This is a genomic window from Hyphomicrobium sp. 1Nfss2.1 (genome assembly GCF_965243865.1).
Lineage (GTDB): Bacteria > Pseudomonadota > Alphaproteobacteria > Rhizobiales > Hyphomicrobiaceae > Hyphomicrobium_A.
On the sequence record NZ_OZ251603.1, the window covers coordinates 1,251,810 to 1,274,186 of the forward strand.

The 22,377-nt window shown below is 62.8% G+C and carries 21 protein-coding genes; 16 read left to right on the plus strand and 5 right to left on the minus strand.

Annotated elements, in window-relative coordinates:
- Positions 1-141: 141 nt before the first annotated feature.
- From plsY to rpmG, 6 genes are all read left to right on the plus strand, one after another.
- Positions 142-759, plus strand: a complete 618-nt coding sequence (gene plsY / locus ACP15D_RS06260) for a glycerol-3-phosphate 1-O-acyltransferase PlsY (RefSeq protein ID WP_424956685.1) — start codon at positions 142-144, stop codon at positions 757-759.
- On the plus strand, positions 746-1,903 hold the full coding sequence (dprA, locus tag ACP15D_RS06265; protein WP_424956686.1) for a DNA-processing protein DprA: 1,158 nt from the start codon (positions 746-748) through the stop codon (positions 1,901-1,903). The genes plsY and dprA overlap by 14 nt, the downstream gene beginning before the upstream one ends.
- A 437-nt stretch (positions 1,904-2,340) precedes the next feature.
- On the plus strand, positions 2,341-5,076 hold the full coding sequence (gene topA / locus ACP15D_RS06270) for a type I DNA topoisomerase (protein ID WP_424956687.1): 2,736 nt from the start codon (positions 2,341-2,343) through the stop codon (positions 5,074-5,076).
- A 32-nt stretch (positions 5,077-5,108) separates the two neighbouring features.
- Positions 5,109-7,409 carry a ribonuclease R gene (gene rnr / locus ACP15D_RS06275; RefSeq protein ID WP_424956688.1) on the plus strand — a complete coding sequence of 767 codons (2,301 nt, stop codon included), beginning with the start codon at positions 5,109-5,111 and terminating at the stop codon, positions 7,407-7,409.
- Positions 7,410-7,507: 98 nt separating this feature from the next.
- Complete coding sequence (locus ACP15D_RS06280) at positions 7,508-7,963, plus strand: DUF983 domain-containing protein (protein WP_424956689.1); 456 nt, start codon at positions 7,508-7,510, stop codon at positions 7,961-7,963.
- A 115-nt stretch (positions 7,964-8,078) separates the two neighbouring features.
- Positions 8,079-8,246, plus strand: coding sequence for a 50S ribosomal protein L33 (gene rpmG / locus ACP15D_RS06285; protein ID WP_072372069.1), 168 nt, complete (start codon positions 8,079-8,081; stop codon positions 8,244-8,246).
- A gap of 574 nt (positions 8,247-8,820) precedes the next feature.
- Here rpmG and ACP15D_RS06290 read toward each other — a convergent pair.
- Positions 8,821-10,191 carry a PleD family two-component system response regulator gene (locus ACP15D_RS06290; protein WP_424956690.1) on the minus strand — a complete coding sequence of 457 codons (1,371 nt, stop codon included), beginning with the start codon at positions 10,189-10,191 and terminating at the stop codon, positions 8,821-8,823.
- Between the two features lie 30 nt (positions 10,192-10,221).
- Positions 10,222-10,653, minus strand: coding sequence for a response regulator (locus tag ACP15D_RS06295; protein WP_424956691.1), 432 nt, complete (start codon positions 10,651-10,653; stop codon positions 10,222-10,224).
- Between the two features lie 171 nt (positions 10,654-10,824).
- Between ACP15D_RS06295 and ACP15D_RS06300 the strand changes: the two genes are divergently transcribed.
- Positions 10,825-11,118 (plus strand): DUF3572 domain-containing protein, encoded by a 294-nt coding sequence (locus ACP15D_RS06300; protein WP_424956692.1) that lies wholly within the window; start codon positions 10,825-10,827, stop codon positions 11,116-11,118.
- Here the strand turns inward: ACP15D_RS06300 and ACP15D_RS06305 are convergent.
- The gene (locus ACP15D_RS06305; protein ID WP_424956693.1) at positions 11,108-12,010 is read right to left on the minus strand and encodes a cell envelope integrity EipB family protein; all 903 of its coding nucleotides are present in this window, start codon (positions 12,008-12,010) and stop codon (positions 11,108-11,110) included. The genes ACP15D_RS06300 and ACP15D_RS06305 overlap by 11 nt on opposite strands.
- A 151-nt stretch (positions 12,011-12,161) precedes the next feature.
- Here ACP15D_RS06305 and ACP15D_RS06310 point away from each other — a divergent pair, with 151 nt between their 5' ends.
- The 4 genes from ACP15D_RS06310 (at position 12,162) to ACP15D_RS06325 (ending at position 15,102) form a co-directional block, all read left to right on the plus strand.
- Entirely contained in the window at positions 12,162-12,629 is a 468-nt protein-coding gene (locus ACP15D_RS06310) for a RidA family protein (RefSeq protein ID WP_424956694.1), read from the plus strand.
- 8 nt (positions 12,630-12,637) lie between these two features.
- Positions 12,638-13,387 carry a glycerophosphodiester phosphodiesterase family protein gene (locus ACP15D_RS06315; RefSeq protein WP_424956695.1) on the plus strand — a complete coding sequence of 250 codons (750 nt, stop codon included), beginning with the start codon at positions 12,638-12,640 and terminating at the stop codon, positions 13,385-13,387.
- A 33-nt stretch (positions 13,388-13,420) separates the two neighbouring features.
- The gene (locus ACP15D_RS06320; protein ID WP_424956696.1) at positions 13,421-14,611 is read left to right on the plus strand and encodes a GNAT family N-acetyltransferase; all 1,191 of its coding nucleotides are present in this window, start codon (positions 13,421-13,423) and stop codon (positions 14,609-14,611) included.
- Positions 14,612-14,679: 68 nt separating this feature from the next.
- Positions 14,680-15,102, plus strand: coding sequence for an HIT family protein (locus ACP15D_RS06325; protein ID WP_424956697.1), 423 nt, complete (start codon positions 14,680-14,682; stop codon positions 15,100-15,102).
- A gap of 24 nt (positions 15,103-15,126) precedes the next feature.
- Here ACP15D_RS06325 and ACP15D_RS06330 read toward each other — a convergent pair whose 3' ends face one another.
- A complete protein-coding gene (locus ACP15D_RS06330; RefSeq protein WP_424956698.1) occupies positions 15,127-15,438 on the minus strand; it encodes a hypothetical protein in 312 nt (103 codons plus the stop codon).
- A 132-nt stretch (positions 15,439-15,570) separates the two neighbouring features.
- Positions 15,571-17,277 (minus strand): MFS transporter, encoded by a 1,707-nt coding sequence (locus tag ACP15D_RS06335; RefSeq protein WP_424956699.1) that lies wholly within the window; start codon positions 17,275-17,277, stop codon positions 15,571-15,573.
- Positions 17,278-17,454: 177 nt separating this feature from the next.
- On the opposite strand from ACP15D_RS06335, the gene ACP15D_RS06340 reads away from it, so the two are divergent.
- From ACP15D_RS06340 to ACP15D_RS06360, 5 genes are all read left to right on the plus strand, one after another.
- Positions 17,455-18,483 carry a hypothetical protein gene (locus ACP15D_RS06340; protein WP_424956700.1) on the plus strand — a complete coding sequence of 343 codons (1,029 nt, stop codon included), beginning with the start codon at positions 17,455-17,457 and terminating at the stop codon, positions 18,481-18,483.
- 140 nt (positions 18,484-18,623) lie between these two features.
- Complete coding sequence (locus ACP15D_RS06345) at positions 18,624-19,667, plus strand: linear amide C-N hydrolase (protein ID WP_424956701.1); 1,044 nt, start codon at positions 18,624-18,626, stop codon at positions 19,665-19,667.
- A 184-nt stretch (positions 19,668-19,851) separates the two neighbouring features.
- Positions 19,852-20,424 (plus strand): TetR/AcrR family transcriptional regulator, encoded by a 573-nt coding sequence (locus ACP15D_RS06350; protein WP_424956702.1) that lies wholly within the window; start codon positions 19,852-19,854, stop codon positions 20,422-20,424.
- Between the two features lie 39 nt (positions 20,425-20,463).
- Positions 20,464-21,489 (plus strand): quinoprotein relay system zinc metallohydrolase 2, encoded by a 1,026-nt coding sequence (locus tag ACP15D_RS06355; RefSeq protein WP_424956703.1) that lies wholly within the window; start codon positions 20,464-20,466, stop codon positions 21,487-21,489.
- A gap of 54 nt (positions 21,490-21,543) precedes the next feature.
- Positions 21,544-22,353: a quinoprotein dehydrogenase-associated SoxYZ-like carrier gene (locus ACP15D_RS06360; RefSeq protein ID WP_424956704.1), complete on the plus strand. Its 810-nt coding sequence runs from the start codon at positions 21,544-21,546 to the stop codon at positions 22,351-22,353.
- Positions 22,354-22,377: the final 24 nt, after the last annotated feature.

The window sequence follows — 22,377 nt, forward strand, 5'->3', positions numbered from 1 at the left end:
AGAGGGCTAGGGTGAGGGGCAGCCGCGGCCGCAGCATGGGAACTATGCAGCTCCCGATGCAGCATTGACCACTCTGGTTGCAGGCCAAACGGACTGCCAGTACGCTGCAGCCGACAGTAACGCCTCAACCCACCACCCGGTATGGACACACTCTTCAATCTGCACACGCTGCTGGCGGCCGCGGTCGGCTATGCCCTCGGCGCAATCCCCTTCGGGTTGCTGCTCACGCACGCGGCCGGCCTCGGCGACGTGCGTAAGATCGGCTCGGGCAACATCGGCGCTACCAACGTCCTGCGCACCGGCCATAAGGGCCTCGCCGCGCTCACGCTGCTGCTCGACGCTCTGAAGGGTACGGCCGCGGTTCTTGTCGGGCATTGGGTCGGCGCCGAAGGAGGCGTCGCCATTCTTGCCTCGCTCGTGGCGGGGCTTTTCGCATTCCTCGGGCACGTCTTCCCGGTTTGGCTCGGCTTTCGTGGCGGCAAAGGCGTCGCCACCTATATCGGCGTCCTGCTCGGCGTCGACTGGCGCGCCGCGGTCGCCTTCTGCATCATCTGGCTCTTGGTGGCGTTCCTGACGCGTTACTCCTCGCTTTCCGCCCTCGTGGCGGCACTGCTCACGCCGGTGGGCCTGGTCGCAACCGGCGATCGCGCCACCGCACTTCTTGCCGGGCTCATGTCGGCCCTGCTGATCTACAAGCACCGCGCCAACATTCGCCGCCTCGCGGCCGGAGAGGAGCCAAGGATCGGTGTCAAGGCGTGAGTTGCCAGCCACTGCCCGCCGCCCGCAGCCCGATGCCGAGCGCATCGCGGCCATCCGTCTGATACGTTCCGAGAATGTCGGCCCAGTAACCTTCCGCGATCTCTTGAGCCACTACGGCTCAGCCCGAACAGCGCTCGAGGCACTGCCTGAACTCTCGCGGCGTGGCGGTCGCCGCCAGCCCATTCGCATTTGCACACAGAGCGAGGCCGAAGCGGAAATCTCTCGCGCTGAACGCTTCGGCACCGAGCTGATCCTCGTGGGCGGTCCGGCCTATCCCACGCCGCTCGCAGCCCTCGATGCCCCCCCGCCGCTGCTTTATGCCAAGGGCGACACGAGCCTCCTCCAGAAACCTACGATCGCCATCGTCGGCTCGCGCCAGTGCTCTGCAGCCGGCGCGAAGCTCGCTCGCCTGTTTGCAGCAGAAATCGGCCGCGCCGGATTTGTCGTCGCCTCTGGCCTTGCCCGTGGCATCGACGCCGCAGCACACCAGGCCGCGATTTCCACTGGCACCATCGCCGTACTCGCCGGCGGCATCGATCATGTCTACCCGCCCGAGCACGACACCCTGCAGCAGGCAATCGGCGAGCGCGGGTGCCTTCTCTCCGAGATGCCGTTTGGCTTCACCCCGCGCGGACAGGACTTCCCCCGTCGCAACCGCATCGTCTCGGGACTATCGCTCGGGGTTCTCATTATCGAGGCCGCACGCCGCTCCGGCACCCTCGTCACCGCGCGCCTTGCTGCCGAGCAGGGCCGCGAAGTCTTCGCCGTGCCAGGGCACCCTCTCGACCCTCGCGCTGAAGGAACCAACAAACTGCTGAAATCCGGCGCCACCTTCGTCACCGAGCCAGCGGACATTCTCTCGGCGCTCTCGCCTCAGCTTAACATGCCGCCACCACAGCTGCGCGAGGATCCCCTCGCCACCCTCCACGTCGCCACGCCACCTTCCGATGATGACCGCGGCCGCATTCTCTCCGCGCTCGGCCCAGCACCCGTCGACATCGACAGTCTCGCACGCGCCACCGGCCTGCCGATTCGCAGCGTGCAGATCGCCGTGATGGAGTTGGCGCTGGCGGGGCGGCTCGAGCGGCACGGCGGCTTGATATCGAGCAGCACGGCCGGAGACGGTCTTCACCCCTATCCCTAGTGGTGCCGATCATCCCTCTGCGTGCGGGCTTCCACCAACGCTGCCGCCAGGATCGCCGAAAGCGTCCGTTGCCCGCCGCGATCCGCGAGCTGCTTCAATTCATTAATGATGTCACAGAGGTAGCCCAACGTCTCGCCCCTGTTTGGCGATCCCATTGGCTCAGCTCCATCGTTTGAATCGCTCGACCCTGCCATCGATTCTCATGCTCACCCGCAGCCGACTGAACGGCAAATAACATCCACAATCTTCGATTGCAATATAGATAACAATGCTCGCAATGCGATAGGGCGGTTTGACACCGCCACAATCCTCACCCATGTTCCCGGGCCGACCGAACCGGGAATTTCTACCCCCGGCGGCCGCGGGCTCACGACCCACCCCTCGGGTCTAAAGCCCCATATTCTGGGCTTCCCCGTCGCCAGCCTGAAAGCTCCTAGATGAACGTCGTAATCGTCGAATCGGCTGCCAAGGCCAAGACCATCAACAAGTACCTCGGCAGCGGCTATAAGGTCATTCCGTCCTTCGGTCACGTGCGCGACCTGCCGGCCAAGAATGGCTCGGTTGAGCCCGACAAGGACTTCGAGATGCACTGGGACATCGACGCCAAGTCCCAGAAGATCATTAAGGAAATCACGGAGGCCGTTAAAAACGCCGACAAGCTGATCCTCGCCACCGACCCTGATCGCGAAGGTGAGGCGATTTCCTGGCACATCCTCCAGATCCTGCATCAGAAGAAGGCCCTGAAGAAGGACATCGAGGTCGAGCGCGTCGCCTTCAACGCCGTTACCAAGCAGGCGATCCTCACCGCGCTCTCCGAGCCCCGCAAGATCGACACCCCGCTGGTTGAAGCCTATCTGGCCCGCCGCGCCCTCGACTATCTCGTCGGCTTCACCCTGTCGCCGGTCCTCTGGCGCAAGCTGCCCGGCGCGCGTTCGGCCGGTCGCGTTCAGTCTGTCGCTCTACGCCTGATCTGCGACCGCGAGCGCGAGATCGAGATCTTCAGGACCGACGAGTACTGGACCATCGACGCCACCATGGCGACGGCCAAGGGCGAGGAATTTCCTGCCCGCCTCAACGCCATCAACGGCACGACGCTCAAGAAGCTCGACATCAAGGCCGGCGATGAGGCCAATGCTATCAAGGCCGCCATCGAGAAGGGCGACTTCCGCGTCGTCTCGACCGACAAGAAGGCGGTGAAGCGCAACCCTTGGCCGCCCTTCGCCACCTCGACGTTGCAGATGGACGCGTCCCGCAAGCTCGGATTCTCCGCCAAGCAAACGATGCAGGTGGCCCAGCGCCTCTATGAAGGCGTCGACATCGGCGGCGAGACCGTCGGCCTCATCACCTACATGCGAACTGACGGCGTCACGATCGTACCCGAAGCCATCAATGCCATCCGCGGAATGATCGCGCGCGAATATTCGCAGCGCTACGTTGCCCCGTTCATTCGCGAGTACAAGACCAAGGCCAAGAACGCACAGGAAGCGCACGAAGCCATCCGCCCGACAGACGTCAATCGCCGGCCGTCGGAAGTCGCCAAGTACCTCGATAAGGATCAGGCGCGCCTCTACGAGCTCGTGTGGAAGCGCGCCGTCGCCAGCCAGATGGCTTCCGCCGAAGTCGAACAGACGACCGCCGACATAGAGGTCAAGGGGCGCGACGGCAAAACCTACACACTCCGTGCTACAGGCTCTGTCATCCAATTCGAAGGCTTCCTCAAGGTCTATGAGGAAGGCCGCGATGAGCGCCTCCACGCCGCCAAGGGCAAGGACGACATCGCTCCCGACGACGACGGTTCAAGCCGCCGTCTGCCCGCACTGCAGGAGGGTGACAAGGTCACCGACCGTCTGATCGAAGCCGAGCAGCACTTCACGCAGCCGCCACCGCGCTATTCCGAAGCAACGCTCGTCAAGAAGCTCGAAGAGCTGGGCATCGGTCGCCCCTCGACGTACGCCTCGACGCTCGCCGTGCTGCAGGAGCGCGAATACGTCCGCGTCGACAAAAAGCGTCTCGTCCCCGAGGACAAGGGCCGTCTCGTCACCGCCTTCCTCGAAGGCTTCTTCAAGCGCTATGTGGAGTACGACTTCACCGCCGACCTCGAAGACAAGCTCGACTTGATCTCCGACGGCAAGCTGGAGTGGAAGGACGTGCTGCGCAACTTCTGGCGCGAGTTCACCGGTTCCGTCGACGACATCAAGGACTTGCGCGTCGGCGAGGTGCTCGAAGCCCTCAACGAGATCCTCGGACCGCATATCTTCCCCGTCCGCGAGGATGGCTCCGATCCGCGCTCTTGTCCCTCGTGCAAGACCGGACGCCTCAGCTTGAAGATTTCCGGCAAGTACGGCGCCTTCATCGGCTGCGGCAACTATCCGGAGTGCCGCTACACACGCCAGCTCGGCGATGTGAACGGCCAAGGCGACACGGAAGCGGCGGGCCCTGACGGCAAGCAGCTCGGTTACGACCCCGATACCGGGCTCGCCGTGACGCTGCGCTCCGGCCGCTTCGGGCCTTACCTCCAGCTCGGCGAAGGCTCCGACGGCGAAAAGCCCAAGCGCTCCAGCATTCCCAAGGGCGTCGATGCCGGGTCGGTCGATCTCGAATTTGCGCTGAAGCTTTTGTCGCTTCCCCGCGACGTCGGCATGCATCCTGAATCCGGTAAGCCGATCACCGCCGGCCTCGGCCGCTACGGCCCCTTCATCCTGCACGATGGCACGTACGCCAACGTGGAGAGCATCGAGGATGTGTTCTCGGTCGGTCTCAACCGCGCCGTCACCCTGCTCGCTGAGAAGGCCGCCGGCGCCAAGAGCCGATTCCAGCGCGCCAAACCGACGGTTCTCAAGGATCTCGGCGAGCACCCCGACGGCGGCGGCAAGATCGAGGTGCTGTCCGGCCGCTACGGTCCTTACGTCAAGCACGGCGACGTCAACGCCACGATCCCCAACGGCAAAGAGCCGGACACGCTCACTGTTGCCGAGGCTGTCGAGTTGATCACCGCCCGCGCCGCCAAAGGCCCGTCGAAGAAAAAGAAGCCTGTGCGAAAAGCAGCGGCCGAGACCAAGCCAGTCGCGAAAGGTGGCAAGGTAGCCAAGAGCAAGACGGCCACCAAGTCGGCGAAGACGACGAAAGCCAAGGCCGCGAAGTCGAAGTCCGAGCCAGCCGACGCGGAGACCTGAGCCTCTAATGATCTCTCGCCGGGCACGCTGACATGGCGCCGCGCAAGCCAAAGGCCCAAAAGCCAAAGGCCAAGTGGAGTGGCCCGGCAAAGCGCGATGCCTTGCCCGGCCGCGACGAAATCCTCGAATTTATCAAGACCTCGCCCGGCAAGGTTGGAAAGCGCGAGATCGCGCGCGCGTTCGGCATTCGCGGCCCCGAGCGCATGGACTTCAATCGCCTCCTCGCCAGCATGAGCGAGGAAGGGATTCTCTCCGGCGATCGCAAGCGCTTCCAGAAGAAGGGCAGCCTTCCTTCCGTCACCGTGCTCGAGGTGACCGGTCGCGACGACGACGGCGACCTCATCGCCAAGCCGGTCGTGTGGGAGGAAGATGGCGAGCGCCCATCGGTACTACTGCCCATTCGCTCCGCGCGCGGCCCCGAGGTCGACGTCGAAGCATCCATCGGCGTCGGTGATCGCATCCTCGCGCGCATCACCGAGCTTGTCGGAGAAGACGTCGAAGGTTTTCGTTTCGAAGCATCACCCATCAAGCGCCTGCCGCGCGAGAAGCGCCGCCTCATCGGCATCTTCCGCGCATCCAAGCGCGGTGGCGGCACCATCGAGCCCATCGACCGCAAGCAGCTTCGCTCGTGGTCGATCCACAACGGCGACGAAGGCGGCGCTAAGGACGGCGATCTCGTCCGCTTCGATCTCGCCCGCAAAGGGCGCATGCACACGCCGCAGGCGCGCGTTCTCGAATCCCTCGGCAATCCCGACGACCAGCGGCAGATCAGCCTCATCGCCGTGCACGCACACGGCATCCCCGACGACTTCCCCGAAAGCGTCGTCACCGAAGCCGAAGCGCTGACGGAGCCGACGCTGCAGGGCCGCACCGACCTGCGCGATGTACCGCTCCTCACCATCGACCCGCCCGACGCGCGCGATCACGACGACGCCGTCTATGCCGAGCCGGACACCGATCCGGCAAACCCCGGCGGATGGATCGTGCTCGTCGCCATCGCCGACGTTTCCAACTTCGTCCGCCCTGGCTCCAAGCTCGACCGCGAGGCCCAGTTGCGAGGCAACTCGGTCTATTTCCCCGACCGCGTCGTGCCCATGCTGCCCGAGCGCATCTCCAATAATCTCTGCTCGCTGCGCGAAGGCGAGAACCGCGCCTGCCTCGCCGTGCGGATGGTGTTCGACAAGGACGGCGCCAAGCGCACACACACTTTCATGCGCGCAATGATGCGCTCGGCTGCCAAGCTCAGCTATCAGGAGGCGCAAGCTGCCATCGACGGCAACCCGTCCGACAAGGCCGGCCCGCTACTCGATCGCGTCCTGCGTCCGCTCTGGGCCGCCTATGAGGTGCTTGCCGCCGCGCGCGACAAGCGCGCCCCGCTCGATCTCGATCTTCCCGAACGCAAGATCCTGCTCGACGACAAGGGCCGCGTGAAGGACGTCGTCACGCCCGAGCGCCTCACCGCCCATCGCCTGATCGAAGAATTCATGATCCAGGCCAACGTCGCCGCCGCCGAGCAGCTCGAAACGAAGAACGCGCCTGTCGTCTACCGCATCCACGATCAGCCTTCGAAGGAGAAGCTGACGAGCCTGCGCGACTTCCTCGACACGCTCGGCATGAAGCTGCCGCAAGCGTCAACGCTGAAGCCCGGACATTTCAATGGCATCCTCGCCCGCGCCAAGGAGCTACCCGTCGCCGATCTCGTCAACGAGGTCGTGCTACGCAGCCAGAGCCAAGCTGAATACAACATCGACAACCTCGGCCACTTCGGTCTCAACCTGCGCCGCTACGCGCACTTCACCTCGCCGATCCGCCGTTACGCCGACCTGCTCGTGCACCGTGCGCTGGTGAAGTCTCTGCGCCTCGGCGAGGGCGCCCTGGAAGATTTCGAGATAGGCCGGCTGCGCGAGGTCGCTCAACAAATATCCGACGCCGAGCGCCGCGCGATGAGCGCTGAGCGAGAAACCGCCGACCGCCTCATCGCCGCCCACCTGGCCGACCGCATCGGCGCAAAATTCACCGGACGCATCGCCGGCGTCACGCGCTCAGGACTTTTCGTCCGCCTCAAGGACACCGGTGCAGACGGCTTCGTGCCCGTCTCCTCGCTCTCCAACGATTTCTACAACCACGTCGAGGAGCACCATGCCCTCGTCGGCAAGCGCACCGGCGAAACCTTCCGTCTCGGCGATACCGTCGAGGTGCGGCTCGTCGAAGCAGTACCCTCCGCGGGCGCACTGCGTTTCGAGATGCTGAGCGAAGGCAGCAAGGGCCGCATATCAGCCGGTCATTACGCTGGTAAACAGCGCAGCAAGGGCTCTTTCAAGCGGCGACGCTGAACTGCGATTGGCCCGTGACTTCGCCGCCAGTATTCGCACGCACTTGACCGCTAGGGTCCGCCGCGCGAGGCTGACCGACGTCATCTACCGGAGGACGAATGGCCACCACAGAACCGATCACGTTCGCAGACGAGAACAAGCGCGACATCGTGCAGGCGATGCGCCGCGGCGCTGCGAGCAAGTGTCCGGCCTGCGGCCAGGGCAAGCTCTACACCGGCTATCTGAAGGTGACGCACGCGTGCCCCCAGTGCGGTGAGGAAATGCACCACCACCGCGCCGACGACGCCCCGCCTTACTTCACGATGATTATCGTCTGCCACTTCATCGTCGCCGGCGTCATGATGGTGGAAGAGTATTTCCACCCCAACTACTGGCTTCATATCGCCATGTGGTTTCCGCTCACGATCGGCATGAGTCTTTGGCTGCTCCCGCGCATCAAAGGGGCCCTCGTCGGCTTGCAGTGGGCGCTGCGAATGCACGGCTTTGGCGGGCGCGATGCGCTCGATCCGGCTGCACCCACGCCCGAGCCCAGGCCCGCGAACGAGACCTTGTGAGAGTAAATGTCGCTCACCCGTTGACCATTGCTTGACAGCCAAGCGGCTCTGGCTATGGTGCGCGCTCGCTGCGAACTAGCAGACAGTTTCAGGTTCCCCGAAGGTTTCCCCGAACATGGCCAAGCCCGTAACGCAGAAGATCAAGCTGCTTTCGACCGCAGGCACGGGGTTCTTTTACGTGACGAAGAAGAACCCGCGCACAAGCACCGAGAAGCTCGTATTCAAGAAGTACGACCCGGTCGCCAGGAAGCACGTCGAATTCAAAGAAACCAAGATTAAGTAAGTAGACGCCGGCCGGCGCCTGCTTATCGTGAAAAAGGCTCGCACGGGCACTTTGCGGTGTCCGTTTGCTGGAGCTTGCAATGTTGTGATGGCCGATAGGCTTGACCAGGGCCCGCAACTCAACCCGGCAGCGGGGTAGTTAGTCCGAGAAAGCCACGGACCCTGGTCTAGTAACCAGATGGTTTGTCAAAGAGGGCGTTGACTCCCCGCCTGGTGCCGTGGCTGGTCCGATGCGGCTTCAACGAGGAGGCCACTCTAGCCGCGAGACCGAGCCACGATTTCTCCGAGCTATCAGGAAATGCGGCGGACCTGATAGAACGGAAAACTAATGCGCATGAGACGGGTCTAGGAGACCGCTCCCACACCTCGATATTTATCGACCCCCCTCGCGGATTGGTAATCTGACAGAGGACTTTGGTTAACGCAAGTTATGCTTTGACTGTGGTCAATGAAGCACGCTCAATCCCGATTCCAAAGATTCGCCCATATCGTGTGAGTTGCACATCGCAGACTGATACGACGCCCTCCACCCGAATCCGCGAGCTGATCATTAAGTCTGAAATATCAGCGGCCTGCTAGGCAGCGTTTGCCGCCACCCGATTGCGCCCGCGCCTCTTGGCCTCGAACAGCGCCGTGTCCGCCCGCCGAAATACCGATTGGGGTGTGTCATCTGCGCGCTCGAGTGTGGCAAGTCCGACGCTGGCCGTGATGTGGATTCCAGAGCCTGGGCCAATCAGAAAAGTGTCGGCGGCAACCGAAACCCTGAGCCGTTCGCCGATCTGACAGGCGCGCTCCAGTGGCGTATCGGGCATGATGATCAGGAACTCTTCCCCACCGTAGCGGCAGGCAAGGTCGATCCCCCGGGTATTGCGCTTGAACCGTTCGGAAAACTCCCGCAGCACCGCATCGCCCGCGTCATGGCCATAGGTATCGTTCACACTCTTGAAGTGGTCGATGTCCGCCAGCAGTACCGACAAAGACCGGCCGCTGCGCCGTGCCTCTTCCACCAGCGTGGCGAGATGCGTTTCCATGTATCTGCGATTGTGCAGCCCCGTCAGCGGATCGATGACAGCCGCTTCGATTCTCTCCTCTAAGCGATTGCGCAGATGATCCGAATAGCGTTTGCGCCTCACCTGAGAGCGGGCTCGTGCCAGCAATTCATTCTCGTCCACAGGGCGCATGGCGTAATCGTTGACGCCCATGTCCAGCGCACGCAGCAGCCGCGCCTCGTTGCCAGGCTCGACGAGCACAATGATCGGCAGATGGCGCGCGCGATCGGTTGAACGCACTTGCGAACAGAGCCGCAAGCCATCCGCACCAGACATCGTCAGGCTAACGATCATCAGATCGAATTCCTGGCTGGCAAGCTTTGCCAGTGCCGACTTCGGATCGGAGATGACGACAGCCTCGTGCACGGTGCCGAGCCAACCGGCAATCCGTTTAGCCGATCGCGCATCATCGTCGACGACAAGCACACGCCCACTCTCTTCTGAGAGCGCCTTCAACAGCGCGGCATCCTCGCTCAATCCCATCTGCCGCCCGGTGAGGGCGCGCATCAGCATTTCATCGGTCAGCGTTTTCAGGCGGGCGAGATTTCTCACGCGTGTGACCAGCGCTATCTCATCGACCGGCTTGGTTAGAAAGTCGTCGGCGCCGCCTTCAAGACCGCGCACTTTGTCCGACGCCTGATCGAGCGCCGTAACGAGAATGACCGGAATATGATGGGTTTTTGGATTGGCCTTGATGCGCCGGCAGACATCAAACCCATCGAGTCCCGGCATCATCACATCGAGCAACACGACATCGATGCGTTCACGCTCGCAGATCGCGATGGCTTCCAATCCGTTGCAGGCAGTCAAAACATCGAAATACTCGGCAGACAGCCGCGCCTCGAGCAGCCTGACGTTTGCGGAGATGTCATCAACAACCAGAACGCGCGCAGTCATCTGTGATTTTACTCAGAACAAAATTGACGCTCATGCGCGGGCGGCGCCCACGAACTGCTGCACGGTCTCGAGAAAATGCCCAACCGAAATGGGCTTGGAAATGTAGGCTTCGCACCCGCCCGAGCGGATGCGCTCTTCATCGCCCTTCATGGCGAAGGCGGTGATGGCGACAACCGGGATATGGCGCAGCTCGTCATCTTCCTTGATCCACTTCGTCACCTCCAGCCCCGAAACCTCAGGAAGCTGGATATCCATTAGGATCAGTGCTGGGTGATGGCGCCGCGCCAGCTCCAACGCATCAAGACCGTTGCGGGTCTGGATGGTCTGATAGCCGTGGGCTGCAAGAATGTCGTGGAAGAGCTTCATATTGAGCTCGTTGTCCTCGACGATGAGGACCGTCCGGTCGCTTTTCCGCGGGACGATGCCGCGCGGCCCGACTGTGCTGGTCTCCTGGATATTCATGATGCTGCAGCCAAACTCCCCGCACTCTTTTGCACCGATTCTTCGGGCTGTACTGGCCGCGAGTGTGCTGGCGGAGGGGGTAACCAACAGTTAATGAATTGTCCCAAGCTGGGACTTCAGCCTGCGAACACCCTATCTTTCAAAGTTTAGGTGAATTGGGAGTTGAGCCGAATGCACACGGACAGGGCCGAATCGATCGGAGTCTCCGCACTCTTGTTTCTCGCGGGCGACGAAGAGCGGCTCATTCGCTTCCTCACTTTGACGGGCGTGAGCCCCCAGCAGCTGCGCGCAGAAGCCCGCTCTCCGCAGATGCTCGTTGCTGTGCTCGACTACCTTTTGCAGGACGAAAGCGCGTTGCTCGTGTTCGCTTCCTCCGATGGCATTCCACCCGAGGACATCGCTCCCGCCCGCCGCGCACTTGCAGACATGGCTGGGGAGATCGGCGATCCCGAGGTCAGCGTTTAGTGCGAGGAGCCGGCGCTTTCGCATCCGTCGTGCACTTGCCCTCTTCGAGGAACGTCAGCTCCTTTAGCTCGCCACGAATGGCAAAATCCCCGTAGTCGATGTAGAGCCGCGAGGAAACGCCGTTTTCATAAAAGCGGAACGACAGCTCATACGTGGGCAACGCATCGAGCTGGCTTGGCCCCGGCTCGAAATAGCCGATCGCCACCGGCCACGACGACAAGCCTTCGAGCTGGTCGCCATGCGCCAGCGTAGAAGGCACCTTGATGCTGCCGGGAGCCGCCCGCGGACCAATAGCGGCGCTGGTTTCGTAGAACTTCTCGCCCCTGTCGGAGCCATCGTAGAGATTAGCCGTAAAGAGGCTCTGCCCCTCCCGTGCCGCCTCGACCAGCGCAATCGAATGCTGGATCGGGAAGTAGATGTCGGCCGGCAGCTTGATCATCTTCTTGGCCGGCTTCGTCAGCTTCACTTCGGTGAACGGCTTCCCGTTCTCCTTGCCGGGCGCCGCAGTCCCTTGGGCCGCCTCGGCGAGCTTCTGGTTCTCGTACTGGCTCGACGAAAAGCGCAGCCGGTGCGCAGCAACCTCCTCGAAGCTCGTCGTTCTCAGATCGTTGAGTTGAGATGCGCCCTCCTGATTCGTCAGGCGTGTAACGAAACGCATGTTCTGCGCATACTCACCGCACGTGGTGCCGGTCATCTCGTAGACCATGCGCCCGGTCATGTCGGCGACCCCGGACCCCGGTGTCGCGTGATCGAAGGTGATATCGTACACGGCCCGGTGCGGACGAAACTGCACCGCGCCGCCCGCCACCTGCGCGCTCGACGTGTGGATCGGCACCACCATCGCCGCCGAGCCCACGGCCCAAGCGATCACAACCTTCGTCACTTGCAGCATTCTTCCTCACGCTCATTCCGGCGGCAACGTAACCCGGACTGGTTAAGTCCGGGCATATTCACCCCCGGCCGCCATTGCCAAGACGCGGCGCCCCGGTCAAAAAGGCGGTTCTGAAGCCGGATGAAGCCGGCGCTTCAAAGGGGACCCTAGCATGACCGAAAATGTCGAGGCGCGACTTGCGACGCTTGGTATCGCGCTACCCGACGCCCCCAGCCCGGTGGCTAACTACGTCCCCTTCAGCCTCGCTGGCAACATGCTCTTTATCTCCGGCCAGGTCTCCAAGGCCGGAGACGGTACCCTCGCCAAAGGGCAGCTCGGCGACGGAGTGTCGGTGGAGGAGGGCCGGGAAGCGGCCAGGTTATGCGCCCTCAACATCCTCGCGCAGGCCCGCGCCGCCCTGGGCAACCTCGACCGCATCGCGCAGGTGATCCGCCTCACCGCCTTCGTCAATGCGGCACCCTCGTTTACCGACCACCCGCAGGTCGTCAACGGCGCCTCCGACCTGATGGTCGAGGTCCTGGGCGACAAGGGCCGCCACACCCGGGTCGCTGTCGGCGTCTCGAGCCTGCCGCTGGGCTGCGCCGTCGAGATCGACGCCACCATCCTCGTCAACGGGTAGGTGCCCCCATGCGCGATCGTGCGGCCTTTCTGAAGCCGATTGCGCATCGCGGCCTGCACAGCGCGGCCAAGGGCATCGTCGAGAACACGGTGCCCGCCTTCGAGGCCGCGATTGCACGCGGCTATGGCATCGAGTGCGACGTGCGCCCGGCCGCCTGCGGAACGCCCATGGTGTTCCATGACCTGACGCTCGAGCGCCTAATCGACGGCGAAGGACCGCTTGCCAGGCACCGCGCCGAGGCGCTGAAGACCCTGCGCTACAAGGCCGGGGACGCAGCCATGATCGACCTTGCCGATCTTCTGGCACTCGTCGCCGGCCGCCAGCCGTTGCTCATCGAGATCAAAAGCGAGTGGGATAAGCCCGACGCCAACTTTCTCAAAGGCATTGCCGCCACCGCATCAGGCTACAGCGGCCCCCTCGGCCTCATGTCGTTCGACCCCGCCGTCATGACGGCGATGCGCGAACTGGCCCCCGCCATCCCCCGCGGCATCGTGTCCGGCCAGTACGTCGGCGACTGCTGGTGGCGCGGCAAGCTCGGCCCCGAGCGCGCTTACGACCTGACACATCTGCTTGAATCGGGCCCGGCCGCGCCCGACTTCTACGCCTATGATGTCAATGCGCTTCCCACGCCCGTCACGCGCTTCACGCGTGAGGTCTTGGCATTGCCCCTGTTCACGTGGACAGTTCGCACCGACGAGCAGCGCGCCACCGCGGCCCGTTGGGCCGACGCACCGATATTCGAAGGATACGAGCCCTGACCCTGGGGCCCGCGAAGAGGGCAAGCATTCGCAATGAGCATCGAGAACGGTGAGAAGCGGACCGTTATCGCCAGCATCGTTGCAAGCATTGCAGACATTCCCGCTGCGAGCTGGGATGCTTGCTCCAACCCCGATGCAGCGACGTACAATCCGTTTATCGCCCATGCCTTTCTGAGTGCCCTGGAGGAATCCGGCTGCGTCGGTAGTCCCGACACCGGCTGGATCCCGCAGCACATCACGATTGCAGACGCTGACGGAGAGATTGCAGCCTGCGCGCCCTGCTACGCCAAGTTCAACAGTGCGGGCGAATACGTGTTCGACCATTCCTGGGCCAGCGCCTACGACCGCGCCGGCGGCAGCTACTACCCCAAGCTACAGATCGCAGTGCCCTTCACGCCCGTTCCCGGCGATCGACTGCTGGTGCGCCCCGGCCCTGATGCCGAGCACCACCGCCACCTGCTCGCCGCGGCAGCCGCCCAGCTTGCCCAGCGCATCGGCGCATCATCGGTGCACATCACTTTCCTCACCGAACCGGAGTGGGAATTGCTCGGCGGTGATGGCTATCTGCAGCGCACCGACCAGCAATTCCATTGGAGCAATGCCGGCTACGCTAGCTTCGATGATTTCCTCGCCTCGCTCGCATCGCGCAAGCGCAAGGCGCTGCGCAAGGAGCGCGCCGAAGCTCTTAGCGACGGCCTCGTCATCGAGCACTTGATCGGCGCCGACATCGAGGAACGCCATTGGGATGCGTTCTTCGAATTCTACATGGACACCGGCAACCGCAAGTGGGGGCACCCCTACCTCAATCGTCGCTTCTTCTCATTGCTCGGCGAAACGATGGCCGACCGCTGTCTGCTCGTCATGGCCCGCCGCGGTGAACGCTACATCGCCGGCGCGCTCAACCTCATCGGCGGCGACTGCCTCTACGGACGCTACTGGGGCGCCATCGAGCATCACCCGTTTTTGCACTTCGAGCTCTGCTATTATCAGGCGATCGACTACGCCATTGCGCACAAGTTGGCGCGCGTCGAAGCCGGCGCCCAGGGGGAGCACAAGCTCGCCCGCGGCTACATGCCGACGCCGACTTATTCTGCGCACTACATCGTCGATCCGGGTTTTCGTCAGGCCGTGGCGCGCTACCTCGAGGGCGAGCGCGCTGCCATCGCCGAGAACATCGCCGACCTTTCCGCCTTCGCACCCTTTCGCAAAGGCCAACAACGATAACCTTGCGACGATCGCTTGACGCCGCCCGCGGCGATCCGTTTAACAACCCCAGCAAACGGGAGGCCCGCATGTCCTACGATGACAGCAACGTGTTCGCCAAAATCCTGCGCGGCGAGATCCCCTCGCACAAGATCTACGAGGACGCCGACGCGCTGGTATTCATGGACGTCATGCCCCAGGCGCCCGGGCATACGCTGATCGTCCCCAAGGCACCCTCCCGCAATATTCTCGATGCCGACCCGGCCGTGCTCGCCAAAGTCATCCCCATCGTGCAGCGCACCGCGCGCGCGGTGAAGGAAGCATTCGTTGCCGACGGCGTGACGGTGGTGCAGTTCAACGAGCCGGCAAGCGGCCAGACGGTCTACCACCTGCACTTCCACGTCATCCCGCGCCACGAAGGCGTTCCGCTGATGCCGCATGCACGTGAGATGGAAAAACCCGAAGTCCTTGCCGGCCACGCCGAAAAGATCCGCGCAGCGTTCAAGAGCTAAGAGCAGGCCTCGGCGATTGCCCGATCAGCCGCTGCAGGCCTGATACTTGTCCCACCAATGCGGGTTACCCGTGCGCACCGCCATCATGCGCAGGCACTCGCAGTCGCCGTACGAGCAGGCCGAGCGATAGGCACGCGGGCTGCTGTAGTAGCGCAGGTTGTCGCCGTTGCCGCGCGGGGTGATGCGATAGTAGCGGCGGCGCGGAGCACGCGGCGCCGCGTATCCGTCCCAGCGATACCAGCCACCGGCTTCGGCCGGCGTGACAGTTGCTGGAGCAAGCGTCGCGACACTCGCGGCAAAGGCCGCTAAGCCGCAAATGGCAAGTGAGTGCCGCATGGAAAGGCTCCCGGTGCTGCAGCCGCCTACCCAAGCCCGGGCGTGACGGCTCCCGAAAAGCCGCAAGTATCCAACGACTTGGTAAAGATCCCGCAACCGTCGTGGGAAATGCCCTGCGCCGACCCGATCTTACTACACCGCCGTGATATCCCGGTCCTTGGTCTCGCGCAGAAACAGCGCGCCGATGACGAACGTGCCCAGCGCCACGATGATCGGATACCAGAGCCCCGCGTAGATGTTGCCCGACCAAGCAACGATAGCCGTCGCCAGCAGCGGAAGCATGCCCCCGAACCAGCCGTTGCCGATGTGATACGGCAGCGACATCGATGTATATCGAATGTTGGTCGGAAACAGCTCGACCAGAAACGCCGCGATCGGCCCGTACACCATCGCCACGTAGATCAGGAACACGACGAGAATGCCGAGCAGCACCGGCCAATCGATCTTCGCGGGATCAGCCTGCAGCGGCGCAAACGCCGTCGCACCGTCCTTTTCCACCTGCTTCAAGTTCGGATAGCCCGCCGCCACCAGCGCAGAGTTGTAAGCCGCGGGCGTGAATGGCGCGACGTCCGTACCGTTGATGTTGAGCACCACCGGCGCCCCTGCGCCCGCGTCCTTCGTTTCGAACGACAGCCCGAGCTTGCTGATGTGGTCCTTCGCCTTGTCGCATTCGGTGAACGTCGACCACGGTCCGACGAAGATATGGAAGTTGCATTCCGCGGGATCGACGCTGAGAGAGAGCTGCGTCTTCTCCTGGAACGCCACGAGATCGGGATTGGCCGCGTTGGCCATCAGTGCGAACAGCGGGAAATACGTGAGCGCCGCAATGAGGCACCCCGCCAGAATGATCTTGAGGCGCCCAATCCTGTCGCTCAGCCAGCCGAAGAAAACGAAGAACGGCGTACCGATGACGAGCGAACCCGCGATCAGCGCGTAGGCATAGAGCGGATCGACCTTCGCCGTGATGGTGAGGAAGAACAGGGCATAGAACTGCCCCGTATACCACACGACGCCCTGCCCGGCCGTAGCACCGAGCAACGCCAGCAGCACGTATTTGTTGTTCGGATAACGCAGGAAGCTGTCGGTGATCGGCGATGTCGAGCCTTTGCCCTCCTCCTTCATGCGCATGAACACCGGGCTCTCCTCCAGCATGAGCCGGATGTAGACGGAGAACAGCAACAGCAGCAGCGACACCAGAAACGCAACGCGCCAGCCCCACTCAGCGAACGTCTGCGCGTCGAAGAAATAGAACCGGCACGCGCCGATCACCACCAGCGCCAGGAAGAACCCGATCGTCGCGGTGGTCTGGATCCACGACGTTGCAAAACCGCGCTTCCCCGGTCGCGCATGCTCGGCAACATAGGTCGCCGCGCCGCCGTATTCGCCGCCCAGCGCCAAACCCTGCAGCAGCCGCAGCGTCACCAGAAGAACCGGCGCCGCCCAGCCAATGCCTGGCACCGTGTAACCGAGGATGGTTGAATCGGAGAACGTCGGCAGCAAACCGACCGCGAACGTCGAGATGCCCATCACCACGATGGTGACGAGAAAGGTGTACTTGCGCCCAACGAGATCGCCGATGCGCCCGAATACCAGCGCCCCGAACGGACGCACGATGAAGCCCGCCGCATACGTCGCAAACGCCGACAGCAGCGCGGCCGTATCGTTGCCGGGCGGGAAGAACAGCGCCGCAAAGAACGGCGCCAGCGTCGCGTAGAGGTAGAAGTCGTACCACTCGAAAACGGTGCCGAGCGAGGACGCGAATATAACCCGCCGCTCGCCCGAGGTTATGCCTTTGTCCGCCTTCGAGACGGATTCCACCCCTGCAGTCGCCACGCCCATCCCCCCGACCGGCTTTTTGTTCTGCCCCCAATCTACTCAGCACCTGCGCCATCTGGAAATCGATAGTTTTCATAGAAATCACCGATCGGGGCCCACGCCCGCGCCACCCTTCCAGACATGAAGGCGCCGCTTTGCATCGCTAGCTCGGCTGACGGGGAAGCTTGGGAGGGACAGCCCTTGAGCCAAAAGGCGAAAAGCGCGCTATTGGCGCTTGCGTTCTTGCCGTTCAGCCATTGCCATTCCGCGGCCAGCACCTGCTGGACACCTCCGCAGCCCCGCACCGTCGAGGAGACGGTTCTCGTCGCGCAGAACACCCCCGACCTCGGCACCTCGCCGGCCAATCAGTCCATGGCCATGCTGGCCCTCTCCGACGGGCGGCAGCGAACGGCCTACGGTGCGGGGCTTCTCGTCGGTTGGGGGCAGACGGGCACCCGGCCCAGTTTCACGGTCGTCACCGCCGTCGGGATGAGTGCGCTGATCGCGCCATTCATATTTGTCGGCCACACAGGCGACGAGGCCGTCATCGACATCTTCGCCTGTGCCGCTGGCACTCTGCATGACATGGCCGAGCGCGCAGTCTCTCGCATTACACCAGCGGTGCTCGACACGATCGCCCGGCGCCACGAAGCAGGCGCAAGGTTGCTGATCGCGCTGCCTGGTTCAGCAGCGCGGAAGGAAACCATCTGGGACATCGGCGCCGTCGCTGCGAGCAGACATCGCGAGGCAAAGAACCTCATCGCATCGATCCTGCGCGCCTCCGTCGATATGATCACCTATGTCGATCCCGACACAGCACCCGTACCGGCGGGGCTCGTCGCCATGCGCAATCCTGTTCTACGTCGCACCGGCGCCGGCGAACCGTTCCTGGCACCGCCTGCTTTCCGAACGTCACCACTCGCAAACTATCTTATTCACAACGGCGTCCTCTTTGCCGATGAAGGCGAAGCCTTTGCTGCCGACCAGGCACAGCACGGCAAGACCGCACAGCCCGCCATGTGGCTGCTGCCCGCTCAGGAGTTGTTTGCGACCGCTGGATTGCGCCACGCGCGCATCGCGATCGCATCGCTCCGCCCGAGCCTCAACATCCAGCCGGCGAAATCAGAGTGTGATCCAACTTTCATGCGTACGCTCTTCGAACATGCTTTTAGGCAGGGCCGCATGCGACGCGACTGGCGCTCGTCACTGGTCGACCCCACGCACCGCTAGCTCGCCAGGGAAAGTCCAAGGCACCGAAGCCATTCAAAACCTCCTCACTCGATGGATTGCGAGCAATTTTAGCTTTGCTCGAAACGGCGCTCCAATCGCTCTTTGCTAGATTGCCCGCCTTCGCTTGGAGATTCTTCCCAATGAGCAATCGCGTTTCCCGTCGGCAGGCACTCGCCGCCCTCACCGGGCTTGGTGCCGCAGCCGCGCTCCCCACCGCCGCCGCTCAAGCTTGCAGCCGCATCTTCTGGAACGACAATCCGGTAAAGCTCGTTGGCCGCACGCTCGATTGGAGCCGCAATTTCGATGAGGTCCTGTGGGCCCTCCCCGCCGGAATGGAGCGCGAGGGGCGCGTGCCCGAAAACCCGGCCAAATGGACGTCGCGCTATGCCAGCGTCATTATCGCCGGTCTCGACGTTTGCACCGAGGAAGGCGTCAACGAGAAGGGCCTCGTTGTAAATCTGCTCTTCCTCGACGGCACCAAGTACGAGCCGCGCAACTCCACGCGCCCCGGCATCGCCTTCTTCCAGTGGCCGCAGTACTACCTCGACAACTACGCCACCGTGAATGAGGTGATCGGCAACCTCGACCAGGTGCAGGTGGTCAACACTGCCCTCGGCGAGGAATACCCCGAAGGCCTGCCGCTGCACGTCGCGATTGCCGACGCCGCCGGGAACTCGGCGATTATTGAGTTCATCAAGGGCGAGCCGACGGTTCACATGGGCCGGCATTACCAGGTGATGACAAACGAGCCCACCTACGACGAGCAGATCGCCAATCTGCTCAAGTACAAGCCCTTCGGCGGCACCATCGCCGAGCTGCCCGGCGGCATCCAGGCGACAGACCGGTTCGTGCGCGCCGCCTACACGCTCAAATACCTGCCAAAGACAAGTGACGTTCCGCAGGCCGTCGCTAACATGATGAGCCTCGTCAACAACGTGTCGGTGCCGTTTGGCAGCCCGTACTCTGGCGTATCCGGCACCTACCCCACTTGGTATCGCTCGATCATCGATCCTGATGCCCTCGTCTATTACGTACAGACGACGATTACGCCGAACACCTTCTGGGTCGACATGAATAAGCTCGACCTGAAGCCAGGCGCACCCGCACTTCGTATGCCCATCTTCGACGAAAAGCTGATGGGCGAAGCCAGCGGCGCATTCAAAGAGGGCAAACCCTCGGTCTAGGTACTCGGTCGATCTGGCGCTCGGCGAGAGCACTGGCATGCCCGTAGCAGGCTGAATTACCGCAAGAAATACAGCTGCGCCGGTGCCCAATGCACTGGCGAGCTCCCTCGACGATCGACACCAACTTGGCCTGCGCGCAAAGCGTTGGGTTGACTACCTACCAACTGGTAGATAGTCTGGCGCGATGAAAGCACTCGACACCAAATCCTCATTGCTTGCCGAAGCGGAGGCCCTTGTCAGAACCAGGGGGTATGCGTCGTTCAGCTATGCTGACCTCGCCGAGCGCGTCGGCATTCGCAAGGCCAGCATCCATCACCACTTCCCCACCAAGGAAGAATTGGGTGCCGTCCTCATCGACACCTATCTCGAGCGCTTCACCGCACAGCTCAAAGAGCTTGGCGCCGAAGACATCGATACCCGCAGCAAACTGCTGACCTATGGCGACTTCTTCGCCGCCAGCCTCGAAGACGGGCAGATGCCGCTGTGTGGCGCGCTCGCTGCCGATGCCGCGTATCTCCCCGCCTCCTTGCAGGAGCGCGTCAGGATATTCTTCGAGCTGCACCTCGAATGGCTGGAAGCCGTCTTGCGTGAAGGCGCAGCCAAACACGACTTCAAGCTTTCGCGTCCGTATCGCAAGACTGCGCTGATGCTTCTGAGTGCGCTGCAAGGCGCCAGCATTGTCGCCTGGGCGCTGAAGGATCCTTCAGTCATCAAGCCGGTATTCCGCCAGCTCGTGGAGGGCCTGGCGTCGAAGTAACGACACGACCCCCATCTCGCAACAAAAAGGATGGCACCAATGTGCACACCCGCACAATTGCAAGTCATCACGAGACCAGGCACGGAGGAAACGCAGACAGTCGCCGGCGCGCTCAAGCGCTCCGTTTCGCGACGCGACCTTCTCGTTGGTTCACTGGCATTCTCCGTTGCACCAGCGCTCAGCCATTTTTCCGCGCACGCCGACGCGATCATGGCCTTTACCGAAATTGCCCCTGGCATCTTCGTGCATCAAGGTCGCTTCGAGTTGCAGTCTCCGCTGAACCGTGGAGACATGTCCAATACGAGCTTCGTCGTCGGCACCGATGCTGTTGCGGTCATCGACACACTCTGCAGCGCCAAACTCGGCAGCGAACTGCGCGCAGCAATCAGGGCCGTGACCGACAAGCCCGTCCGCTACGTCATAAATTCGCACATGCATCCCGACCACGTTTTTGGCAACGTGGCATTCAAGAACGACGACAATGTCGAGTTCATCGGGCACCACAAGCTCGCCCGCGGGTTGTCCGCGCGAGCTGACACATATCTCGCTGCAAACAAGATGATGCTGGGAGATGACGCTTTCGCCGGAACCGAGATTGTGCTGCCGACGCGCGGCGTCGACGACAAGGTCACCATCGACCTTGGCGGCCGACAGCTCACGCTCGAGGCCCAGTCGGTTGCCCACACCGACAACGACCTCATCGTTTCCGATAGCGCCACCGGCACGCTGTTTCTCGGAGACCTTCTCTTCTCCGGACACATCCCCACGCTCGATGGCTCGCTGCGCGGCTGGCTCAGCCTCATCGACAAGCTGGAGCATTACAAGCCGACGCGCGTCGTGCCAGGCCACGGCCCGCACGCCATGCAGCTCCCCGAAGCGGTGGGCGACGAGAAGCGCTATTGGTCGACTGTCGCAACGGACGTGCGCCGGATGATCAAGGAAGGCAAGACGATGAACGAGGCGACAAAGACCGCTGGACAATCCGAGCGCGGTCATTGGAAGTTGTTCGACCAATACCACGTCCGCAACGTGACCGCCGCCTTTGCAGAGCTTGAATGGGAATAACAAATAGAACGCACAAGGATGGAGACGCACATGACCGAGCACTTACGAAAGAGGATGGCACGATCTGCCATCATCGCCTTGGCTGCAGGCCTCGGCCTCGCTATGACCGGCGGCGCGCGTGCTGATGAAGACGTCTGGCCGTCGCTGCAGCGCGATGTGTTCGACTCCCGCCCGATGACCGAGAACGAAGGCGTCATCCAGATCGACGCCCCGGAGCGCGCCGAAGATGCTGCCGTCGTCCCCATCACCGTCCGCCTGTCTCCCTCGTTCAAAGAGCCGGTGAAGTCGATGACGCTCGTTATCGACAAGAACCCCGCCCCCGTCGCCGCCACCTTCACCTTCGGCCCCGCCGCCGGCACCACTGGCGGCGAGCGTCGCATGTCCACGCGCGTACGCGTCGACAGCTATTCCTACGTGCACGCCGTTGTAGAGACTGCCGACGGCAAGCTGCACGTGGCCAAAAAGTTCGTGAAGGCTTCAGGCGGCTGCTCGGCACCGGCGCCGAAGGACGCCGACGCAGAAACCGCCGACCTCGGCAAGACGCTGGTCAAGAGCTTTGCCCCGGCCGTTGACACGACACCGCTGCGCGAAGGCCAGATCATGATCAAGCACCCCAACCGAAGCGGCATGCAGATCGACATGGAAACGCGCGGCTATATCCCAGCGCGCTTCGTCAAGGACATCGAGGTGAAGAGCGGTGACGATCTCGTGTTCCGCGCCGAGACCGGAATCTCCATCGCCTCCAATCCCAACTTCCGCTTCACCTACGCCAACGCCGGAGACAAGCCGCTAACGGTGACGGCAATCGACAGCGACGAGACCAAGTTCGCCGGTCAATCGGCAAAGGAGCCGGTCTCTCAGTAGACCATCCAAGCCGCCTGCGTTTAC

Bases quoted from the DNA above. Each gene is read 5' to 3' on its own strand.
- plsY (WP_424956685.1), top strand. From the start codon at position 142: ATGGACACACTCTTCAATCTGCACACGCTGCTGGCGGCCGCGGTCGGC.
- topA (WP_424956687.1), top strand. From the start codon at position 2,341: ATGAACGTCGTAATCGTCGAATCGGCTGCCAAGGCCAAGACCATCAAC.
- rnr (WP_424956688.1), top strand. From the start codon at position 5,109: ATGGCGCCGCGCAAGCCAAAGGCCCAAAAGCCAAAGGCCAAGTGGAGT.
- ACP15D_RS06280 (WP_424956689.1), top strand. From the start codon at position 7,508: ATGGCCACCACAGAACCGATCACGTTCGCAGACGAGAACAAGCGCGAC.
- rpmG (WP_072372069.1), top strand. From the start codon at position 8,079: ATGGCCAAGCCCGTAACGCAGAAGATCAAGCTGCTTTCGACCGCAGGC.
- ACP15D_RS06290 (WP_424956690.1), bottom strand. From the start codon at position 10,191: ATGACTGCGCGCGTTCTGGTTGTTGATGACATCTCCGCAAACGTCAGG.
- ACP15D_RS06295 (WP_424956691.1), bottom strand. From the start codon at position 10,653: ATGAATATCCAGGAGACCAGCACAGTCGGGCCGCGCGGCATCGTCCCG.
- ACP15D_RS06300 (WP_424956692.1), top strand. From the start codon at position 10,825: ATGCACACGGACAGGGCCGAATCGATCGGAGTCTCCGCACTCTTGTTT.
- ACP15D_RS06305 (WP_424956693.1), bottom strand. From the start codon at position 12,010: ATGCTGCAAGTGACGAAGGTTGTGATCGCTTGGGCCGTGGGCTCGGCG.
- ACP15D_RS06310 (WP_424956694.1), top strand. From the start codon at position 12,162: ATGACCGAAAATGTCGAGGCGCGACTTGCGACGCTTGGTATCGCGCTA.
- ACP15D_RS06315 (WP_424956695.1), top strand. From the start codon at position 12,638: ATGCGCGATCGTGCGGCCTTTCTGAAGCCGATTGCGCATCGCGGCCTG.
- ACP15D_RS06320 (WP_424956696.1), top strand. From the start codon at position 13,421: ATGAGCATCGAGAACGGTGAGAAGCGGACCGTTATCGCCAGCATCGTT.
- ACP15D_RS06325 (WP_424956697.1), top strand. From the start codon at position 14,680: ATGTCCTACGATGACAGCAACGTGTTCGCCAAAATCCTGCGCGGCGAG.
- ACP15D_RS06330 (WP_424956698.1), bottom strand. From the start codon at position 15,438: ATGCGGCACTCACTTGCCATTTGCGGCTTAGCGGCCTTTGCCGCGAGT.
- ACP15D_RS06335 (WP_424956699.1), bottom strand. From the start codon at position 17,277: ATGGGCGTGGCGACTGCAGGGGTGGAATCCGTCTCGAAGGCGGACAAA.
- ACP15D_RS06345 (WP_424956701.1), top strand. From the start codon at position 18,624: ATGAGCAATCGCGTTTCCCGTCGGCAGGCACTCGCCGCCCTCACCGGG.
- ACP15D_RS06350 (WP_424956702.1), top strand. From the start codon at position 19,852: ATGAAAGCACTCGACACCAAATCCTCATTGCTTGCCGAAGCGGAGGCC.
- ACP15D_RS06355 (WP_424956703.1), top strand. From the start codon at position 20,464: ATGTGCACACCCGCACAATTGCAAGTCATCACGAGACCAGGCACGGAG.
- ACP15D_RS06360 (WP_424956704.1), top strand. From the start codon at position 21,544: ATGGCACGATCTGCCATCATCGCCTTGGCTGCAGGCCTCGGCCTCGCT.